The sequence below is a fragment of the Chryseobacterium culicis genome, from assembly GCF_002979755.1.
Classification (GTDB): Bacteria; Bacteroidota; Bacteroidia; order Flavobacteriales; family Weeksellaceae; genus Chryseobacterium; species Chryseobacterium culicis_A.
Genome location: NZ_PCPP01000001.1, coordinates 670,732 through 688,593, shown reverse-complemented (window position 1 = coordinate 688,593; position 17,862 = coordinate 670,732). Strand labels below are relative to the sequence as shown.

The following is a 17,862-nucleotide window of genomic DNA, read 5'->3' as shown; positions in this document are numbered from 1 at the left end:
TACCAATTTTTCATTAAAAAAGGCTTCAATTGTATAAACTGAAGCCTGTATTATTTAAGATCAAGTATTAATAACCATGTAAATCAATACCTTCTGTTCTTTGCAGCGTTACTTTTCTTCCCATTTTCTTTTGAATCACCCTGAAATGCTGTAATTCATCATCCGTTAGAATGCTAATTGCTGTTCCTTTTTCGTTGGCACGCCCCGTTCTACCAATACGATGGATATAATCTAAAGGAGAACGCGGTAATTCATAGTTGATAACACATGGCAGAGATTCAATATGAATTCCACGGCCAATTAGATCTGTAGCCACCAGAATCTGAGCTCCATTTACTTTAAATTCTTCCAGATTATTTCTACGGGCCCCCTGTGACTTTTGACTATGAATCGCCACAGCTTTAATTTTATTCTTTTTAAGCTTCTCTACCAAATTGTCTGCAGATCTTGTGGACGAGACAAAAATAAGAGCTTTTTCAACTTTCTTTTCCTTAATTAAATATCTTAAAAAAGGACCTTTATTTTCCGGAGAAACATGATAGGCCAGCTGTTCGATATTATCTATCTCAACTTCTTCTTTTTTAATTTCAATAAGGGTAGGATTAATGGACAGACGTTCTTTCATCTCAGAAACTTTATCATTTAAAGTTGCTGAAAATAAAGTGGTTTGTTTGGCTATCGGCATCATCGCAAAAAGCTTATTCATCTCTTCACCAAAGCCCAGCTGAAACATTTTATCTGCCTCGTCAATCACCAGATGTTTAATTCCTGAAATACTCAAAGCATTATGATCAATTAAGTCTAATAAACGCCCCGGAGTTGCAATCAGAACTTCCACCCCAAACATTCCTTTCATTTGCGGGTTGATAGAAACCCCTCCATAAACAGCCATTGTTCGGACTTCTCTTTTCAGATTTTCTGTAAAAGCTCTGAAAACTTCATCAATCTGAATAGCCAATTCACGGGTAGGAACCAATATTAAAACCTGAACATTACGGTCTTTTTTAACTTCCGAATTCTGTAGTTTTTCTAAAATCGGCATCACAAAACAAGCTGTTTTACCAGAACCTGTCTGTGCAATTCCCATCAGATCTTTCCCTTGTAAAATTACGGGAACAGCCTGCTCCTGAATTGGAAATGGTTTTAAATACCCCAATTTGTTAACAGAACGAATAATATTGTGTGATAATCCTAAAGACTCAAATGACATAAAAAATACTTATTTCCTGCAAAGATACGTTATTGAGATTTGGTGTATGTCCCAAAAATGCCATACTTTTCAAAGAAAATACAATTATTTTAATTTTAAACCACTCATTTCGGGAGTATTGAAAATTTACATTGCCGATTTGTCCGATAATTCGGTTTTGGACAAATTTTTGTGGTTTAGTTTTTTTAAATTTATCAAAAATTCGAGAAATCAAAATATGAAAAAAGCATTAATAATAGTCGATGTACAGAATGATTTTTGTGAAGGCGGAGCACTTGCAGTCCCTGGAGCCAACGAAATTATTCCTTACATCAATCTTCTGATGGAGGAAAATGAATATGATCAGGTGGTTTTGACGCAGGACTGGCATCCTGCAGGTCATAAAAGTTTTGCAAGCAGCAATGGCAGAAAGGTAGGAGAAAGTATTATTTTGAATGGTGTTCCACAGTTTATGTGGCCGGATCATTGTATTCAGGGAACTTTCGGAGCAGAATTTCACAAAGATCTGAACAGAGATAAAGTAACCCACATTATACAAAAAGGTAAAAATATTGAAATAGACAGCTATAGCGGATTCCAGGATAATAATCATTTTATGAAAACCGGATTGGATGATTTCTTGAAATACCACGACATTCAATTGGTTGAAATCGTAGGATTAGCATTAGATTACTGCGTTAAATTCACGGCTCAGGATGCTGTGGCCAACGGATATGTAACCTGCCTTCATTTCAACGGAACACGTGCTGTAAACGTAAAACCTGACAATGCCAGAGATGCCATCTACGACATGATTGAAAAAGGAGTAACCGTGTTAGGATAATGATGAATTATAAATGATGAGCTATGAATTAAGAAATACTTTAATGATAGACTTCATCACCATATAAAACAAAAAGCGCAGAAAACAATTCTGCGCTTTTTTATTCTTTACACTTAAATATACTGTTTAAAAAGAATGAAATTAAGTTACAAACTGAAGAATCTGTCATTCATCATTTATAACTCATAATTCATCATTATTTTAAAGCATTTTAAGGTTATTTACTTCCAGTTCTGTAAGGATTCTCCAGTGTCCTCTCTTGATATTCTTCTTCGTTAATCCGGCAAACATCACTCTGTCTAAAGCTTCCACTTCGTATCCTAATCTTTGGAATATTCTTCTGATAACACGATTCCATCCGATATGAATTTCAATTCCGATCTCATTTTTAGGTTTTCCTTCAATGTACGAAATCTGGTCAACAACCGCTACTCCTTCATCAAGACGGATTCCTTCTGCGATAAGACGTAAATCTTCACCCGTAAGTTTTTTATCTAATGTTACATGATAAATCTTTTTAGCATCAAAAGATGGATGCGTTAATTTTTTAGTCATGTGTCCGTCATTCGTCAATAAAATAACACCCGTTGTAGAACGGTCTAATCTTCCAACCGGGAAAACTCTGTAAGGAGAAGCATTCGCTACAAGATCCATTACTGTTTTTCTGGCTTTGTCATCTTTCGTCGTAGAAATGTAACCTTTTGGTTTATTCAAAAGTACATAAACAGGTTTTTCCGGAGTAATACTTTGTCCGTCAAAAACTACTCTGTCGGTTTTCTGTACCTGATAACCCATTTCATTGACTACCTTTCCGTTTACTTCTACAAGACCCTGAGTAATAAGCTCATCAGCTTCTCTCCTACTGCAGATCCCTGAATTGGCAATATACTTATTGAGACGGATCGTGTCTTTATGAACATCCTTGTCAATTTTGTTTAACCTTCTTTTTTGTACAAAAGATTTTGCTCTGTCTTCTCTTTCATCTCCATTAGAGGGTCTTCTGCCATATTTCAGACTACCTCTTTCATATTTATCTCTTGCATCAAAGCTCTTTCCTCCTCTCTTTGGTTTTCCGAAAGATTTTTTCTCATAACTCTCACTTTTGTTCGTGATGTATGGTTTTCTTTCAGATTTTGATCCCATCTCATCGTTGGAACCTTCGGAGCTGTCTGTATTTCTTTTGAAAGGTTTCTTTTCAAATCTTGAGTTGGATCCCTGATGTTCTGCCCCTTTTCTTCCCCCGTCTTTAGAGAACGGTTTCTTAAAAGGCTTTGATCCTGAAGAATTTCCAGATCTGGAAGCACGAGAATCATCAGAACTTTTCTTGGTTGAAATTCTTGGTCTCTTTGGTCTGTCTGAATTATTATTATCTCTGCTCATTCTAAAAATTTCTGCAAAGATAGTAATTTAGTTACGAGTTAAAAATTAAGAATCATAACTTTGCACTATAGTTTACATTTTAACTTTACATAAATTTGAAGATGATAACAATATTAAACGATAATTTTTCACAGCTAAACGAGTTTCTTCACGAAAAATCTTTCAGTAAAATTTTCATTCTTGTAGATGAAAATACCCATGAATACTGCCTTCCTGTTCTTTTAGGAAATATGGAAACCGATCTTGGTTTTGAAATTTTAGAGATTGAAGCCGGAGAAGAAATGAAAAATATCCAGACAGCCAATCAGCTTTGGGAAATTCTCACGGAGATGCAGGCGGATAGAAAAGCATTGGTTATCAATCTTGGTGGCGGTGTAATTACGGATATGGGCGGATTTGTTGCATCTACTTATAAAAGAGGAATACAGTTTATCAACATTCCTACTACCCTTTTATCCATGTGTGATGCTTCCATAGGAGGAAAAACAGGGATTGATCTGATGCACTTTAAAAATATGGTGGGAACTTTTGCTTTTCCTGAACAGATCTTTATTTTCCCAAAATTCTTAGAAACATTACCTTTTAAAGAATTAAGAAGTGGCTTTGCTGAAATGCTTAAGCACGGATTAATTGCTGATAAAAATCATTGGGATCAGCTGATTCAGATCCGTAAGCTGGAAGTGGAAACGGTAATTCCACATATTCAGAGATCAATGAATATCAAGCAGAATGTGGTAGATCAGGACTTCCATGAGCAAAACATCAGAAAGACACTTAATTTCGGACATACAATAGGCCATGCTGTAGAAAGTTTATGCTTACAACAGGAAAATCCTATCCTTCACGGTGAAGCAGTTGCTATGGGAATGATCGCAGAAGCGCATCTTGCCTGTCTTGAGAATCTTATTTCTGAAGAAGATGCAAAAATGATCATTGAAAATATTCAGAGATATTATCCATACCTTGATATCAGCGATTTTAAAGATGAAGATATCACAGCGCTATTATTAAATGACAAAAAGAATACAGACAGTAAAATCAACTTTTCTCTGCTTTCAGGAATAGGCTCTTGTACGTATGATCATCAGTGCAGCCAGGAAAATATCCTTGAATCTTTGTCTTTTTATAGAAAATTAAATGATGCTTAACGCTTTTTTGGAAAAACAAATTCTCTTTAAAAGCTATTTTTGACAAAATTGTCAATTTAGACACTTTCTAAACAAATGTTTAATTTAATTTACAATATACTGAAAATTAAATACATAACAATAAAATCACTTAAACACTAAGTGATTTTTTTATTGATTTTACTCATAAAAAATATTTTTGGCAAGCAATTTGAAAGATACTCTGCGTTCAACTGAAAATGCTGAACAGTAGTAAAATTTAAAATTAAGAAAGAGTAAAATTAAAAAAATTAAAGTTATGAAAAAGTTAATTTTAGGATTAGCGTTAACTGCAGGAACATTCGCATTCGCTCAACAGACAGGAAATACATCTTCCAATCCAGTAACATTTGGGGTAAAAGGGGGAATGAACGTATCTTCACTTTCAAAAGACAGTGGTCTTGATGACCAGAAATCTAAAATAGGATTCAACGCAGGAGTATTTGCTAACATTCCATTGGCTGCATCATTCAGTGTTCAGCCGGAGGTTCAATATTCACAATATGGTAATAAATCAGATTATACGTTAGGAGGAACAAAATTTTCAGCTTCTACTAAATTAGATTATATTACTGTACCTGTAATGTTCCAGTACAACCTGATTCCAAATCTTTATGTGGAAGCAGGACCGGAATTCGGTTTCATGGTAAGTGCTAAAAACAAGTTCAAAAATGAATCTAACGGAGATTCTAACACTACCGATAACTACAAAGACAATCTGAATACATTTAACTTTGGTATCGGTCTTGGAGCTGGATATTATTTCACTCCAAACTTAGGACTTACTGCAAGATATGTTGCAGGTTTAACAGATGTAGCGAAAAACAGACCTAGTGGATCTGATGCTACAAGAAACAACCTATTCCAGGTTGGATTAGCTTATAAATTTAAATAAGCTATACATTCACTAACAAATTTTATATTCAATAGAAAAGATCAGATTAATTTTTTAATCTGGTCTTTTTTTATGTTAAAATAAGATGGAGTTAATAATTCACCATAAATACATCCCATATAGTTGATTTTTTCATTCGTTAAAAACACATAAAGTCTTTATTCATGAGGGTTGACGGCATATTGTTTGTTGTTTAGCCAACGTCAAACAATGTAAAATAAAACTAATCTATGAAAAAGATTTTTTTAGGCCTGGCAATTGTCGCAGGTACTTTTGCTTTTGCTCAAAGCACTTCCACTTCCACTGATGCAGCTACTCCATCAACATCTTCTTCCAAAATCAAATTCGGTTTAAAAGCAGGACTTAATGTTTCCAGTCTTTCTAATATGGATATGAAAGCAAAAACAGGATTCTATGGTGGTGTATTTGTAAATATTCCTGTAGCAAAAGATTTCGCTATCCAGCCGGAAGTATTATATAGTGCTGTTGGGGCAAAACAAAAAGGAGACGGTAATGCAAAACTTAATTTAGAATACATTTCCGTTCCTGTAATGTTTCAGTATAAAGCACTTCCTAATTTTTATGTAGAAGCAGGACCTCAATTTAATTTCCTAATGGGAGCAGAACTAAAAGATGATGTCGGAAGTTTGCAACTTAAAAATGCAACCAAGAGTTTCGATTTCGGAATCGGACTGGGAGCCGGGTATAATATTACCAAAAATATTGGTGTGAATGTAAGATATACTACAGGGTTATCTGATATTGTGAATGCGAAACAACAGAGATATCTTTATGGATATGGCAGACCGGGATCTGTAAGAAACAGTGTATTCCAGGTAGGAGTACATTACAAATTCTAACGCACGATCTCCTTTTTTGTCAAGTTTTTATAATTAAAGTGGAGCCGGATTAAAATTAATCCGGCTTTTTAAATTTCAATGGGAATTATATAGTAAACAGTAGATTTCCAGCACATTTCAATTTTGGCACACCATTTGATTCTTAATGAAATGTTAAACAAAACTTAATAACTATTAAAATATAAACTTATGAAAAAGATTTTTTTAGGCCTTGCGCTAGTAGCAGGTACTTTCAGTTTCGCTCAGAAGACTTCAACTTCTACTGCATCATCTTCTCCAGTTAGATTTGGGGTAAAAGCAGGTCTTAATATTTCTACTCTTTCTAACAGTGAATTCAACTCTAAAGCTGGATTTTATGGTGGCGTTTTTGCAAACATTCCAGTAGCACAAGACTTCTCTGTACAACCAGAAGTATTATATAGTGGTATGGGTGGTAAAGCTAAAACTAACAGTGATATAAAACTAAATATGGATTATATCGCAGTACCAGTGATGTTACAGTACAACCTGATTCCTAATCTATATGTAGAAGCAGGTCCTCAATTCGGGTTCCTTATCAGTGCTAAAGGAAAAGGTAACGGTGCCTCTGTAGACGTTAAAGACAATTTGAAAACTTTTGATTTCGGATTAGGTCTTGGAGCAGGATATTATTTCACACAAAATATTGGAGTGAATTTAAGATATACTGCAGGATTATCTGATGTTCCTAAAAACAATAACGGTGATGCTGCCAGAAACGGAGTATTCCAGTTAGGTTTAGCTTATAAATTCTAAGTAAATTTTCTATTCAATACAGAGCCGGATTATAGTTTAATCCGGCTTTTATATTTTATTGATATTTTGGCAAGAAATTTGCGTATTGAATACTGATTGTACTTTATTCCGGAATTTCCAATTTACAGTTCCTGTTTTTACAATGAATAGGTATTGATTCAGTTGATCATTCAATTGATTTTCAAGACTGAAATCTAACTATTACCATTAATTTTTAACGAGAACTTCCATAATTGGTTGGCATTTAGAGTGCATTACAGAATACAGGAAAGTATTTTGTTCCATAATTTAGATACATTTTGATTTCAATAGAAAAAGTCAGGTTTATTAATTTAGGCCTGACTTTTTCGCTTTTAGTATGATTTTTATCACTTCTCTCCTTTATGGCAGATATTTTGTCACAATGAAGAAAAATTAAATTAAACTTTAAATCATGAAAAAACTCTTTGCAGTCCTTGCCGTTGCGGGTAGCCTTTTCGCAAATGCACAAGAAAAAAATCAGTCAAAATCTTCATCTCCTGTTACTTTTGGTGTTAAAGCCGGATTGAATGGATCTACACTTACCAGAGGAGACGGTTATGAATATGACAACAATGAAAAAATGAAAGTAGGTTTTCATGCAGGAGTATTCGCGAATATTCCGGTTTCTGAAAAATTCAGTATCCAACCTGAACTTCTTTTCAGCCAGCTGGGGTCAAAATCAGATTATAACTACAGAACAAGCTCAGGGAACTACAGAAGAACACAACACTATGATTATAGTACAACCTTAAATTACCTTTCTCTTCCTGTGATGGTTCAATATAATATTCTTCCTCAGCTTTATGTAGAAGCAGGTCCTGAATTTGGATACCTGTTGGGAGGAAGAACAAAAGGAGATTTAACCACTATTGAGACTACCGGAAATTCAATTACCGTTAATCATACGGATCATATTTCGCAGAATATTTCAACAGGCCTTTTTAATCGTTTTAATCTGGGACTAGGAATTGGTGCCGGATATTACTTTACGAAAAGCTTTGGCGTGACCGCCAGATTTACTGCGGGTCTTACTGAGGTTTACAAATACAATGAGGACGACAAAGTAAGAAATAATGCCATTCAGATTGGCGTTGCTTATAAGTTTAAATAGCGATATTTATTATTTTCAAAACAGATACCGGGCTTTTTAAAGTCCGGTATTTTTATTTCTACTCATAAAAATAGTCCAGATAGCTTATAAATTTTTCTAAAAACTTATTTCTGATTTTAAATTTTCATCATTTCAATTATCAACAAGAAAGTATTTTTAGCATTAAACTCTTTTCAAAAATATAGAGATTGGCAAGATATTTATTCATTAAAAAGGGATAAATGATTAAAAAAAACCTTTAATGAAACCACGTGAAAACCTTTATAAATAGGCATTTTTCAAGTTTGGCAAGCAATTTGCAAAATAATTCGAGTCTGATTGGGAAATCATTCGACACAAATAGTAAAATTAAAAAATAAAATTATGAAGAAGTTATTTTTAGGATTAGCATTAACTGCTGGTGCATTAGCTTTCGCTCAGGAAACAGAAACTAAGACAGAAACAAAAACAGTAAGTGCATCACCACTAAAAAAAGATGTTCAACCCGTTAGATTTGGGATCAAGGCAGGAGGAAACTCAGCTTATTTCAGTCAGCAAAAGTTCGGAATCAACACTCAACAACTAGGTTTCCATGCAGGTGCATTTGTAAATATTCCCATTTCAAAACAATTCAGCTTTCAGCCAGAGGTATTATTTAACCAAATGGGAGCAAAAGATGTAATGTATTCTACAGAAACAGACAATGGAGTTACCAACGTAAAAACCAAAGCACAAAGTAGAGTAAACATGAACTACATTTCAGTTCCGTTAATGGTTCAAATGAGACCTATTGATAAGTTTTATATTGAAGCAGGACCTGAGTTCAGTTATTTCATCAATGGAAAAAACAAAGGAGAAACTACTGTAGCAAGTACTACCGGAGGTATTACTACCACTACTTCAAGTTCTCACTCTCAAGATATCGACAAAGATATGATCAATAAATTCAATTTCGGACTAGGTCTTGGTGTAGGATATGATATCACTTCCAACATCGGTATCAATGCAAGATATGTAAATAGCTTGACAAAGATTGATAAGAGCATGTCTGCAGCTGAAAATAACAACAGAGTATTTCAGTTAGGTCTGAACTATAAGTTTTAATCAAAAGAACCAATTTTTTAACCCTAGTGCAGTTATCTGCACGTATAAAATAGCCGGAAGAATTTCTTCCGGCTATTTATATGTAAGAATGGTTATTCGAATATTCTGGGATCATCACTGATAACGCCGTCTATTCCCATATCTTTTAATTCTTTCAGTCTTTCTTTGGTATTCACAGTCCATGGGATTACTTTCATGCCCAATGAATGGCATTCCTGTACTAATTGTGGGGTCACAAGATTATGTTCAGGGCTATAAATAGTAGGAGTAAAGCTCAGAAACTTCATATCTCCGGCTACTCCACTCAGATGATTGGGATACATTTTGAACTTTTCTACCGGAATATTTTTAAAATAAGCCTGTTGCTGAGCCAGCTTTTTATCATCTACTTTTTCTACCAGTAAAGCAGTCATCACCTTAGGATATTCTTTATGAATAATTTCCAGCGTTCTGGGGTCAAAAGACTGGATAATAACTCTGTCCTGAATCTTTTTTTCTACAATAATCTTCATCATCAGATCTACAAATTCTTTGGGTTCCGGATGGAAAATATTGTCAGAGAAAGGGCGTGTTTTTGTTTCTATATTATAAAAAGGCAGTGGTCTCTTCAATTCGCGGGCATAGGTTTCACAAGCATCTATAACATCCGAAAAGAGAGGTTTTTGAACCTTCATTTTCTTTTGGTCCGGATAGTTATTCAATTTTTTTAAGCCTGCATCAAATGTTTTAATCTTTGCATAGGGCATTTCATAAATTTTGTAGTAAAAACCTGAGTCTTTGGGGATATAAGTTCCATCTGGCTTTGTAATAAGTTCAGGAGACAGAAAAGCATCATGAGAAAGAATAACCTTTTTGTCTTTCGTTATAGCCAAATCCATTTCAAGGGTTGTAACATTCATTTTTAGGGCATTCTTCATTGCCGGAATTGTGTTTTCGGGGTAAAGTGATTTTCCTCCCCGATGTGCCTGCTTATCGAATGACTGTGAAGAATAAAGTTGGGCAAATACCAGAAAAATACCCGTAAAAAATGCGTTTTTCATATCCTGACGTTTTATTCTGACAAAATTAAAATTCCATTATATACTGTATAATACAGGAATATTAAGCTTTTGCTACATTTATAAAACAAAAGACCCGGGCTATTAACCCAGGTCTTCTATTTTTACTATTTCAATAAAGAGATTAATTGAATAAATCTACCTCTTCTCCTTTTCCTACAGGATATTCTTCAGTAAAGCATCCGAAACAGTGATTAGCAGATCCTAAAATAGTTTTCAGATTATCAATACTTAAAAATTCTAAAGAGTCTACTCCCAGATAGTTTTTAAGTTGTTCTGTAGACATATTTGCAGAGATCAGATCATCTTTAGACGGCGTATCAATTCCCAGATAACATGGTGCAATAATAGGTGGAGAAACACTTCTGAAGTGGATCTCTTTCACCCCTGCATCTTTTAAAATTTTAACCAGTCTTTTAGAGGTAGTTCCACGAACGATAGAGTCATCAATGATTACCACTCTCTTATCTTTCATCTCCGAGATAATTGGGTTTAGCTTAAGGTTCACTACCCTTTCTCTCATTTCCTGTGTAGGAACGATGAAACTTCTTCCGATATATCTGTTTTTGATTAAAACAGGGCGGAAAGGTATTCCTGAAGCCTTAGAGAAACCAATGGCGGCAGGAACTCCGGAATCCGGAACACCGATAACCAAATCAGCATCTACAGGAGCCTGTTCCCAGATTTTCTCCCCCGATTTTTCTCTGATTTCATATACATTGATATTTTCCAATGTAGAGTCAGGTCTTGCAAAATAAATATATTCAAAAGAACAGATTCTCTGCTTTCCTTTCGCTTCATCCATCATATAAGAATGAAGTTTTCCAGGTTCGTTTTCATTGGTATAAATGATCTCACCAGGAAGGATATCACGTACATATTGAGCTCCTACCGCATCCAGTGCAACAGATTCTGAAGCAACCACGTAAGATCTTTCGTCGATAGCTCCTAACACCAATGGACGGATTCCGTTGAAGTCTCTGAATGCAAAGAATTTGTTTCTGGTCATCCCTACAACAGAATAGGCTCCTTCAATTTTTTCCATGGTAGCTTTAATGGCTCCACGAAGACCTAAATCAAGGTTTTTCTGGATCAGTCTCAGGATCACCTCAGAATCGGAAGTAGCTCTGAAAACTACGCCTTCAGCCTCTAATTCTGTTTTTAATTCTTTTGCATTGGTAAGGTTACCGTTGTGTGCTATAGAAAGTATAATCTGGTCATATTCGTTTTTCGCGAAAAATGGCTGGAAGTTATATTTCTTTTTATCTCCTGCAGTAGTATAACGGGTATGCCCGATTGCAGAATTTCCCATAAAAGTTTCAGGTTCCTGAATTTCTTTATAAACATCCAAAACCAGTCCTTCGTCTTTCATATTTGTGATTCTTCCATCTTTTAAAACGGAAATCCCACAAGCCTCCTGACCTCTGTGCTGTAAAGCAAAAAGCCCAAATTGTGAAAGAGAGAAAGTATCCAGATCATTATCCGAATACAATCCGAAGATCCCACACTCTTCATTGGGAGCATCCAGTCTTTCCTCTTCCTGAGTTCTGAAAAGATTCCTTCCGTAAGTCTGGGTCTCAAACTGTTTTAAATATTCACTTTTATGAATGTCTAAACTTTTCATTTCTATTTTTTCTAAATTAAAAGATTAAAAAATTTAATGATTAAAAGATTACTGAAAGTTTAATTTTTAAATGATTCAATCTTTAAATAAATTAAATCTTATTTCTGTAAAAGATTTTTAAGACGGTTGTAGATTTCAACATAAGCCTCAGTAACTTCTCCTAAGTCTCTTCTGAATCTGTCTTTGTCTAATTTCTTCATGGTATCTTTATCCCAAAGTCTGCAAGTATCAGGAGAGATTTCATCTGCAAGGATAATTTCACCGTCTGAAGTTTTACCCAATTCGATTTTGAAATCTACCAGGATGATATTGATTTTGTCAAACAGGTCAATAAGGATTTCGTTGATATCTGAAGTCAGCTCATACATTTCGTCAAGCTCTTCATAAGTAGCTGCTCCTAAGAAAACGGCATGGTGGTCATTGATAAGCGGATCTCCCAACTCATCTTTTTTGTAGCAGATATCGAAGATGGTTACCGGAGATTTAATTCCTTCTTCCACTCCTAATCTTTGTGCCATGCTTCCTGCAGAATAGTTTCTTACGACCATTTCCAAAGGAATGATAGATACTTTTCTTACCAACTGCTCTCTTTCGTCCAATTGTTTGATGAAATGAGTTTTGATTCCTTTTTCATTTAAGTATTCAAAAATAAGGGTTGTGATCGCGTTGTTCATTTCACCCTTCAGATCAACCTGACCTTTCTTTTGAGCGTTAAATGCTGTAGCATCGTCTTTGAAACGTACTACTACTTCATCAGGATTATCGGTTGCAAATACCTGTTTTGCTTTCCCCTCGTACAACATTTCTTTCTTTTGACTCATAATTTTACTTTCTAAATTGTAGTTAGATTTATTGATTTATTTTATTATTATTCCTGTTAAGACAGCCAGTCCAAAACTTAGCAGTGTACCAATTAATACATATTCTGTAAGTTTTCTCTGTTTTGCCTGTGCAAGGTCGCTGAACCTGAAAACAGATTTGGCAGCTACCATGAAACCTACGCCTTCCCAGTGATTCACCATAATAAAAGTGAAAACCAGCAGACGTTCTAAAATTCCGATATATTTTCCGGCACTTGATAAAGATTCGGTTTGAATAGTGTTGGCGCCATCCGGAGCAGGGGTCCAGGATGACAGTAAGATTTTAATAAAAATAGAAGCAGGTGTTGTCAGAAACAATGCTGCCATGATGATTTTTAAAAACTCCTGATTCTGTAAAAAGCTGAAGCTGAATTCCTGAAAATAAAAGGAAACTCCGGCAATCACCAAAACATGCAGCAGCTGATCAATAAAAAACCATCTTTTTTTAGTCTTTACATTCTGAAATGTAAGTTTTGCTGCATCAATAATGAAGTGAGTAACTCCTACTAAAACGGCGACCCACCACAGCTGAAGATCCCAAAGAAAGAGAAGACTTAAACCCGTGTGAATCAGAATATGAAAGTATAAAAACTTACTTTTTAGTTTATAGTTCTCCTTATCCGCAACCCATGAATTTGGCTGAAGTATAAAATCTCCAAGTAGATGTGCCAATATGAGTTTGATAAAGATCATGCTTACAATTCTGAGATTTTCTTTCTGAAATACTGATTGGTCTCCACGATGAGCTCATAGTTGGCTCGCTTCAGTCTCTGGCTTACCGAAGACTGTGAAATAGCAAATCTCTTAGCAAGATCTTCCTGAGTGATATCCTGATTCATGATCATCTCATGAATAATCTCTGCTGTAGCCATGGTCCAGTTATCAAAGTCCTTGGAAGACCATTTCAACAGAATATTAAGATCTCTGTCAACCGGATCACTGGAGGTTTTAATGGCAACGGTATGCCCGTCATTTTTAAGATCATTAAGCAATCTTCCGGAATTTACATAAGCTGTACCATTAGATTCGGTGATTTTCTCAGAAGAGAAACTTTCTTCACCAATACCTATGGCCATCCTTACATCCAAATTTTCCAGGCTTTTAATAAGAGATTTTATGGCTAGAAAACGCCAGAAAACGTCATCAATTTTGCATTTGAACTGGAACTCATCTCCTCTGTAGATTTCCCATGTGTCAGGAGCGCTTCCCCATTTTTCGAGAAGATGTTTAAGCCTGGTAATCCAAACTTCAGTATCCGCATGCTGTGAATTTATAATATCACCGGTAATGACCGCTATCATACTGCAAATATAAGCATAATTACTTATATATAAAAAATATAAGCAGAAACACTTATAGATATTGATTATTAGCGAATCAGCTTATATCAATGATGCAGTAAACATAAGGTTTTGAAGGGTTTATATTAAATGACAAAATTAAGAAAAAACAAAAATCAGTTGAAAATTTTATTATTACATTAAGTTTAACTCTACTTTTTTACCTTTTTTTAGGCAAGAAGCTATTCCTGCTATCCACTCATACTCCTCGCACCAAGCTATCCCAGCCCCTTAACCCTCCAACTCTTCCAACCCATGCTCCGGGGTAACCGCTTCTATCAGGGCTAAACAGTCATTGCGAGCAAAGCGAAGCAATCTCATCAACTCTATTAAAAAATAAAACCTCACAGATTTTTAAAACCTGTGAGGTTTAGGTTTGTTACTAAAAGGATTTAGGTTTTACAATTGTTACCTTTTAATAAACTGATGGGCTTTTTCATCAAGTTTTAAGAAATATACACCCGCAGGAATTCCCGTCACCGGAATACTTTTCTTATATCTGAAAGGATCTTTCTCCGAATAGATCACTTTTCCGGAAAGATCTATAATCTGAGCCATTTTTACTTTTTCCCTTTCTCCATTTACATACAGATGATCAGAAACAGGGTTCGGATAAATCGTAAATTCATTGTTTTCCGCAATCAATTCTGCAGTAGACAATGTGCCGCCCAGGTTCTGGCAGTAATTGGACGGATAAGAATCCCATTCACCTATACTAAATGTACTGGTGGGTTGACTGACAGTACTCTTTCTATATAAAGATACATTTCCGTTATTATTGAGGCTGTATTTTATCCCGATAGCATCCACAGTTACGGTCTTATTATAAGCAAGCTCTACATAATTTTCTCCTGCAAACATCAGAGGATCAGAAGCTGTTACAAATTTCGCCTCATTACTGGTAAAACACGACAAAGTACCTTTTGGATTCAAAATCACAAACGTTTCATTGTTTCCTACTTTGCCCTCTAATTCATAAGTATCTCCATTATAGATCGCTCCGGAAGTATTGTTTTTAAACTGAATATTGATTCTGTAATTATTTAAATTAACTTCATGCCCTGTTTTATTAACGATTTCCAATGCATTATTCTTAATGAATTCCGTATTCGTTCCGGAAATATATTTTGTAATCATAAGATCCGGAGCATATGAATCAGAAGCAATCGTTGAAGTGGTGATCATATTACTGAACGGGGATTCCAGATAGGCTTTATCAAAAGCTTTCACTGTAAAAGTATAAGTTGTTGAAGGATTCAGATGGTCAATGCTTATAGAAGTTCCCTTTGTAACAGCAACAGGTGTTGTGGATCCGTTCATATAAATCCTGTATCCTAAAATATCAGCATCAGGAGCAGCAGTCCAGTTTAAATTAATAAAATAAGCATTCTGCTGTGTTGAAACCAGTGTTCCCGGAGACGCAGGGGCAATACTATCAGGCGTTTCGGACCAGATCATATCAATCCACTCAGGATGATCGATAAATGGGTTTCTGTTTTTTTGTATTGTATAGATGGCATTATTTCTGTCGATTTCCCTTTGTGAAACCGGATCTGCCGTACTCCACTGTTTCAGCATAGCAATATAAGCAAGATCAACCGCTCTTTCTTCAGTTCCATCCAGCGGACATTGGTCTGTAGCAGGAGTAAGATTCGCTGATGTAGTATAAGCCGTATTGAATGAGCCTAATTTCCCTTCATATCGAACCGCAAAATATAATAAACTCCTGGCGATATCACCTTTGAATTCATTAATAGGTTCATAAACTCTTCCTATATAAGGATAATTCGGAATGGCCGCATTGGAGATCCTTGAAGTATTGCTGAAGATATAATGATTCGTATTGTTTCCTATTCCATAAGGATAATTGCTCCTCCGCTGGTTGATATACCCGTCCACAGGAATAATAAAGTTAAGATCCGAATACATGGGATAATCACTGATTGAGGAACTTGTACTGAATGTACTTTGTGGCATCATGTGCTCCCTGTTGTATCCCTGACCTTCCATACTCACTCCTGCTACCATCTGATCCACTGTATATTCATAAGCATCCGGTCCCGAAGGAATTTCAGAATAGATATCCAGCAGATATTGAGTATTCGATGCATCGTGATCATAATATTTATCAAGATCAGTCTGCCCATATAACACTTTAAGATCGTTATAATGCCAGTTGACCATTTTTTCTGAAATAATATCGTGGAGTTTTGATTTCAGGGCATACCCCGTCAGCCCAGTTGTTCCATTATAATATCCCGCAGGAGCCTGAGCAGAAATATAAGAGGAAATCAAAATAATTGGAAGTAGAATTTTTTTCATACCTTAAAAATTGGAACCTAAAATAGTGAAATAAAAAACGTAAAAGACTGTATATTTTATTAAGAAAGTATTAATTTTCAAAATATAAAAATTTGAAAATTAAATGTATTAGCGCTTACTGTTGTCAATAAAATAATTTTTCTTTAGCATTCCATCAATTTGGTTATCTTTGGGAACTAACTATTATTATATGAATACAGAGACTATTGACAACATCAAAATGATAGCGGAAACGGCTAGAGAATTTGCAGAAAAGAACATTAGACCGAACATTATGGAATGGGATGAAAGCCAAACATTTCCAAAAGACTTATTCCACCAATTGGGTGAGATGGGTTTTATGGGAATTGTAGTACCTGAACAATATGGAGGTTCTGGCTTAGGTTATCATGAGTATGTTACTATTCTGGATGAAATTTCTCAGGTTGACCCATCTATTGGTCTTTCTGTAGCAGCACACAACTCACTTTGCACCAACCATATTTATGAATTTGGAAATGAAGAACAAAGACACAGATGGCTTCCTCAGCTGGCATCCGGAAAAGTAATCGGAGCTTGGGGACTTACAGAACACAATACAGGTTCTGATTCAGGAGGAATGTCTACTACCGCGGTAAAAGATGGTGATGAGTGGATTATCAACGGAGCTAAAAACTTTATTACTCATGCTATTTCTGGAGATATTGCCGTAGTGATGACTAGAACAGGAGAAATAGGTGCTAAGAATAACTCTACAGCCTTTGTTTTAGAAAAAGGAATGCCTGGATTTACTTCCGGAAAAAAAGAGAATAAATTAGGAATGCGTGCTTCTGAAACAGCAGAATTAATTTTTGATAATGTACGTGTACCGGATTCTCACCGTTTAGGAGAGGTAGGTGAAGGTTTCAAGCAGGCAATGAAAGTATTGGACGGTGGTAGAATTTCTATCGCAGCTCTAAGCTTAGGTACTGCAAGAGGAGCTTACAAAGCGGCTTTAAAATATGCAAAAGAAAGACATCAGTTTGGAAAACCTATTGCAGATTTCCAGGCAATCAACTTTATGCTAGCAGATATGGCTACAGAAATTGACGCTGCTGAACTTCTTATCCAAAGAGCTTCTACTCTTAAAAACGCAAAACAAAAAATGACAAAAGAAGGAGCTATGGCAAAATTATATGCTTCTGAGGCTTGTGTAAGAATCTCGAACAATGCTGTTCAGATCTTCGGAGGATACGGTTATACAAAAGATTTCCCAGCTGAAAAGTTCTATAGAGACTCTAAGCTTTGTACAATCGGTGAAGGTACTTCTGAAATCCAGAGACTGGTTATTGGAAGAGATATTACAAAATAAATCTT

16 protein-coding genes are annotated in these 17,862 nt (G+C 35.4%); 8 read left to right on the top strand and 8 right to left on the bottom strand.

The window, feature by feature from the left end:
• Nucleotides 1-67 precede the first annotated feature (67 nt).
• A complete protein-coding gene (locus CQ022_RS03215) occupies nt 68-1,210 on the bottom strand; it encodes a DEAD/DEAH box helicase (RefSeq protein ID WP_105682386.1) in 1,143 nt (380 codons plus the stop codon).
• A gap of 217 nt (nt 1,211-1,427) precedes the next feature.
• On the opposite strand from CQ022_RS03215, the gene pncA reads away from it, so the two are divergent.
• On the top strand, nt 1,428-2,033 hold the full coding sequence (gene pncA / locus CQ022_RS03210; protein ID WP_105682388.1) for a bifunctional nicotinamidase/pyrazinamidase: 606 nt from the start codon (nt 1,428-1,430) through the stop codon (nt 2,031-2,033).
• A 201-nt stretch (nt 2,034-2,234) separates the two neighbouring features.
• Here the strand turns inward: pncA and CQ022_RS03205 are convergent, their stop codons facing one another.
• Nucleotides 2,235-3,413 carry a pseudouridine synthase gene (locus CQ022_RS03205; RefSeq protein WP_228421653.1) on the bottom strand — a complete coding sequence of 393 codons (1,179 nt, stop codon included), beginning with the start codon at nt 3,411-3,413 and terminating at the stop codon, nt 2,235-2,237.
• Between the two features lie 101 nt (nt 3,414-3,514).
• Here CQ022_RS03205 and aroB point away from each other — a divergent pair, with 101 nt between their 5' ends.
• The 6 genes from aroB to CQ022_RS03175 all read left to right on the top strand — a co-directional run bounded on the left by aroB (nt 3,515) and on the right by CQ022_RS03175 (nt 9,323).
• Nucleotides 3,515-4,561, top strand: a complete 1,047-nt coding sequence (gene aroB / locus CQ022_RS03200) for a 3-dehydroquinate synthase (RefSeq protein WP_105682389.1) — start codon at nt 3,515-3,517, stop codon at nt 4,559-4,561.
• A 277-nt stretch (nt 4,562-4,838) separates the two neighbouring features.
• Nucleotides 4,839-5,474: a porin family protein gene (locus CQ022_RS03195; protein ID WP_105682390.1), complete on the top strand. Its 636-nt coding sequence runs from the start codon at nt 4,839-4,841 to the stop codon at nt 5,472-5,474.
• Between the two features lie 230 nt (nt 5,475-5,704).
• Nucleotides 5,705-6,334, top strand: a complete 630-nt coding sequence (locus CQ022_RS03190) for a porin family protein (RefSeq protein WP_105682391.1) — start codon at nt 5,705-5,707, stop codon at nt 6,332-6,334.
• 189 nt (nt 6,335-6,523) lie between these two features.
• Complete coding sequence (locus CQ022_RS03185; protein ID WP_105682392.1) at nt 6,524-7,108, top strand: porin family protein; 585 nt, start codon at nt 6,524-6,526, stop codon at nt 7,106-7,108.
• A gap of 433 nt (nt 7,109-7,541) precedes the next feature.
• Nucleotides 7,542-8,240, top strand: coding sequence for a porin family protein (locus tag CQ022_RS03180; protein WP_105682393.1), 699 nt, complete (start codon nt 7,542-7,544; stop codon nt 8,238-8,240).
• A 363-nt stretch (nt 8,241-8,603) separates the two neighbouring features.
• Entirely contained in the window at nt 8,604-9,323 is a 720-nt protein-coding gene (locus tag CQ022_RS03175) for a porin family protein (protein WP_105682781.1), read from the top strand.
• Between the two features lie 92 nt (nt 9,324-9,415).
• Here CQ022_RS03175 and CQ022_RS03170 read toward each other — a convergent pair whose 3' ends face one another.
• The 6 genes from CQ022_RS03170 to CQ022_RS03145 all read right to left on the bottom strand — a co-directional run bounded on the left by CQ022_RS03170 (nt 9,416) and on the right by CQ022_RS03145 (nt 16,527).
• A complete protein-coding gene (locus tag CQ022_RS03170) occupies nt 9,416-10,363 on the bottom strand; it encodes a glycerophosphodiester phosphodiesterase family protein (RefSeq protein ID WP_105682394.1) in 948 nt (315 codons plus the stop codon).
• A 142-nt stretch (nt 10,364-10,505) separates the two neighbouring features.
• Nucleotides 10,506-12,005, bottom strand: a complete 1,500-nt coding sequence (purF, locus tag CQ022_RS03165; protein ID WP_105682395.1) for an amidophosphoribosyltransferase — start codon at nt 12,003-12,005, stop codon at nt 10,506-10,508.
• A 98-nt stretch (nt 12,006-12,103) separates the two neighbouring features.
• The gene (gene purC / locus CQ022_RS03160) at nt 12,104-12,826 is read right to left on the bottom strand and encodes a phosphoribosylaminoimidazolesuccinocarboxamide synthase (RefSeq protein WP_027372243.1); all 723 of its coding nucleotides are present in this window, start codon (nt 12,824-12,826) and stop codon (nt 12,104-12,106) included.
• A 36-nt stretch (nt 12,827-12,862) separates the two neighbouring features.
• Nucleotides 12,863-13,558, bottom strand: a complete 696-nt coding sequence (locus CQ022_RS03155) for a DUF3307 domain-containing protein (RefSeq protein WP_105682396.1) — start codon at nt 13,556-13,558, stop codon at nt 12,863-12,865.
• A gap of 2 nt (nt 13,559-13,560) precedes the next feature.
• Nucleotides 13,561-14,166, bottom strand: coding sequence for a SatD family protein (locus tag CQ022_RS03150; RefSeq protein ID WP_105682397.1), 606 nt, complete (start codon nt 14,164-14,166; stop codon nt 13,561-13,563).
• A gap of 447 nt (nt 14,167-14,613) precedes the next feature.
• A complete protein-coding gene (locus tag CQ022_RS03145) occupies nt 14,614-16,527 on the bottom strand; it encodes an endonuclease (RefSeq protein WP_105682398.1) in 1,914 nt (637 codons plus the stop codon).
• 190 nt (nt 16,528-16,717) lie between these two features.
• Here CQ022_RS03145 and CQ022_RS03140 point away from each other — a divergent pair, with 190 nt between their 5' ends.
• On the top strand, nt 16,718-17,857 hold the full coding sequence (locus CQ022_RS03140; protein ID WP_105682399.1) for an acyl-CoA dehydrogenase family protein: 1,140 nt from the start codon (nt 16,718-16,720) through the stop codon (nt 17,855-17,857).
• Nucleotides 17,858-17,862 lie beyond the last annotated feature (5 nt).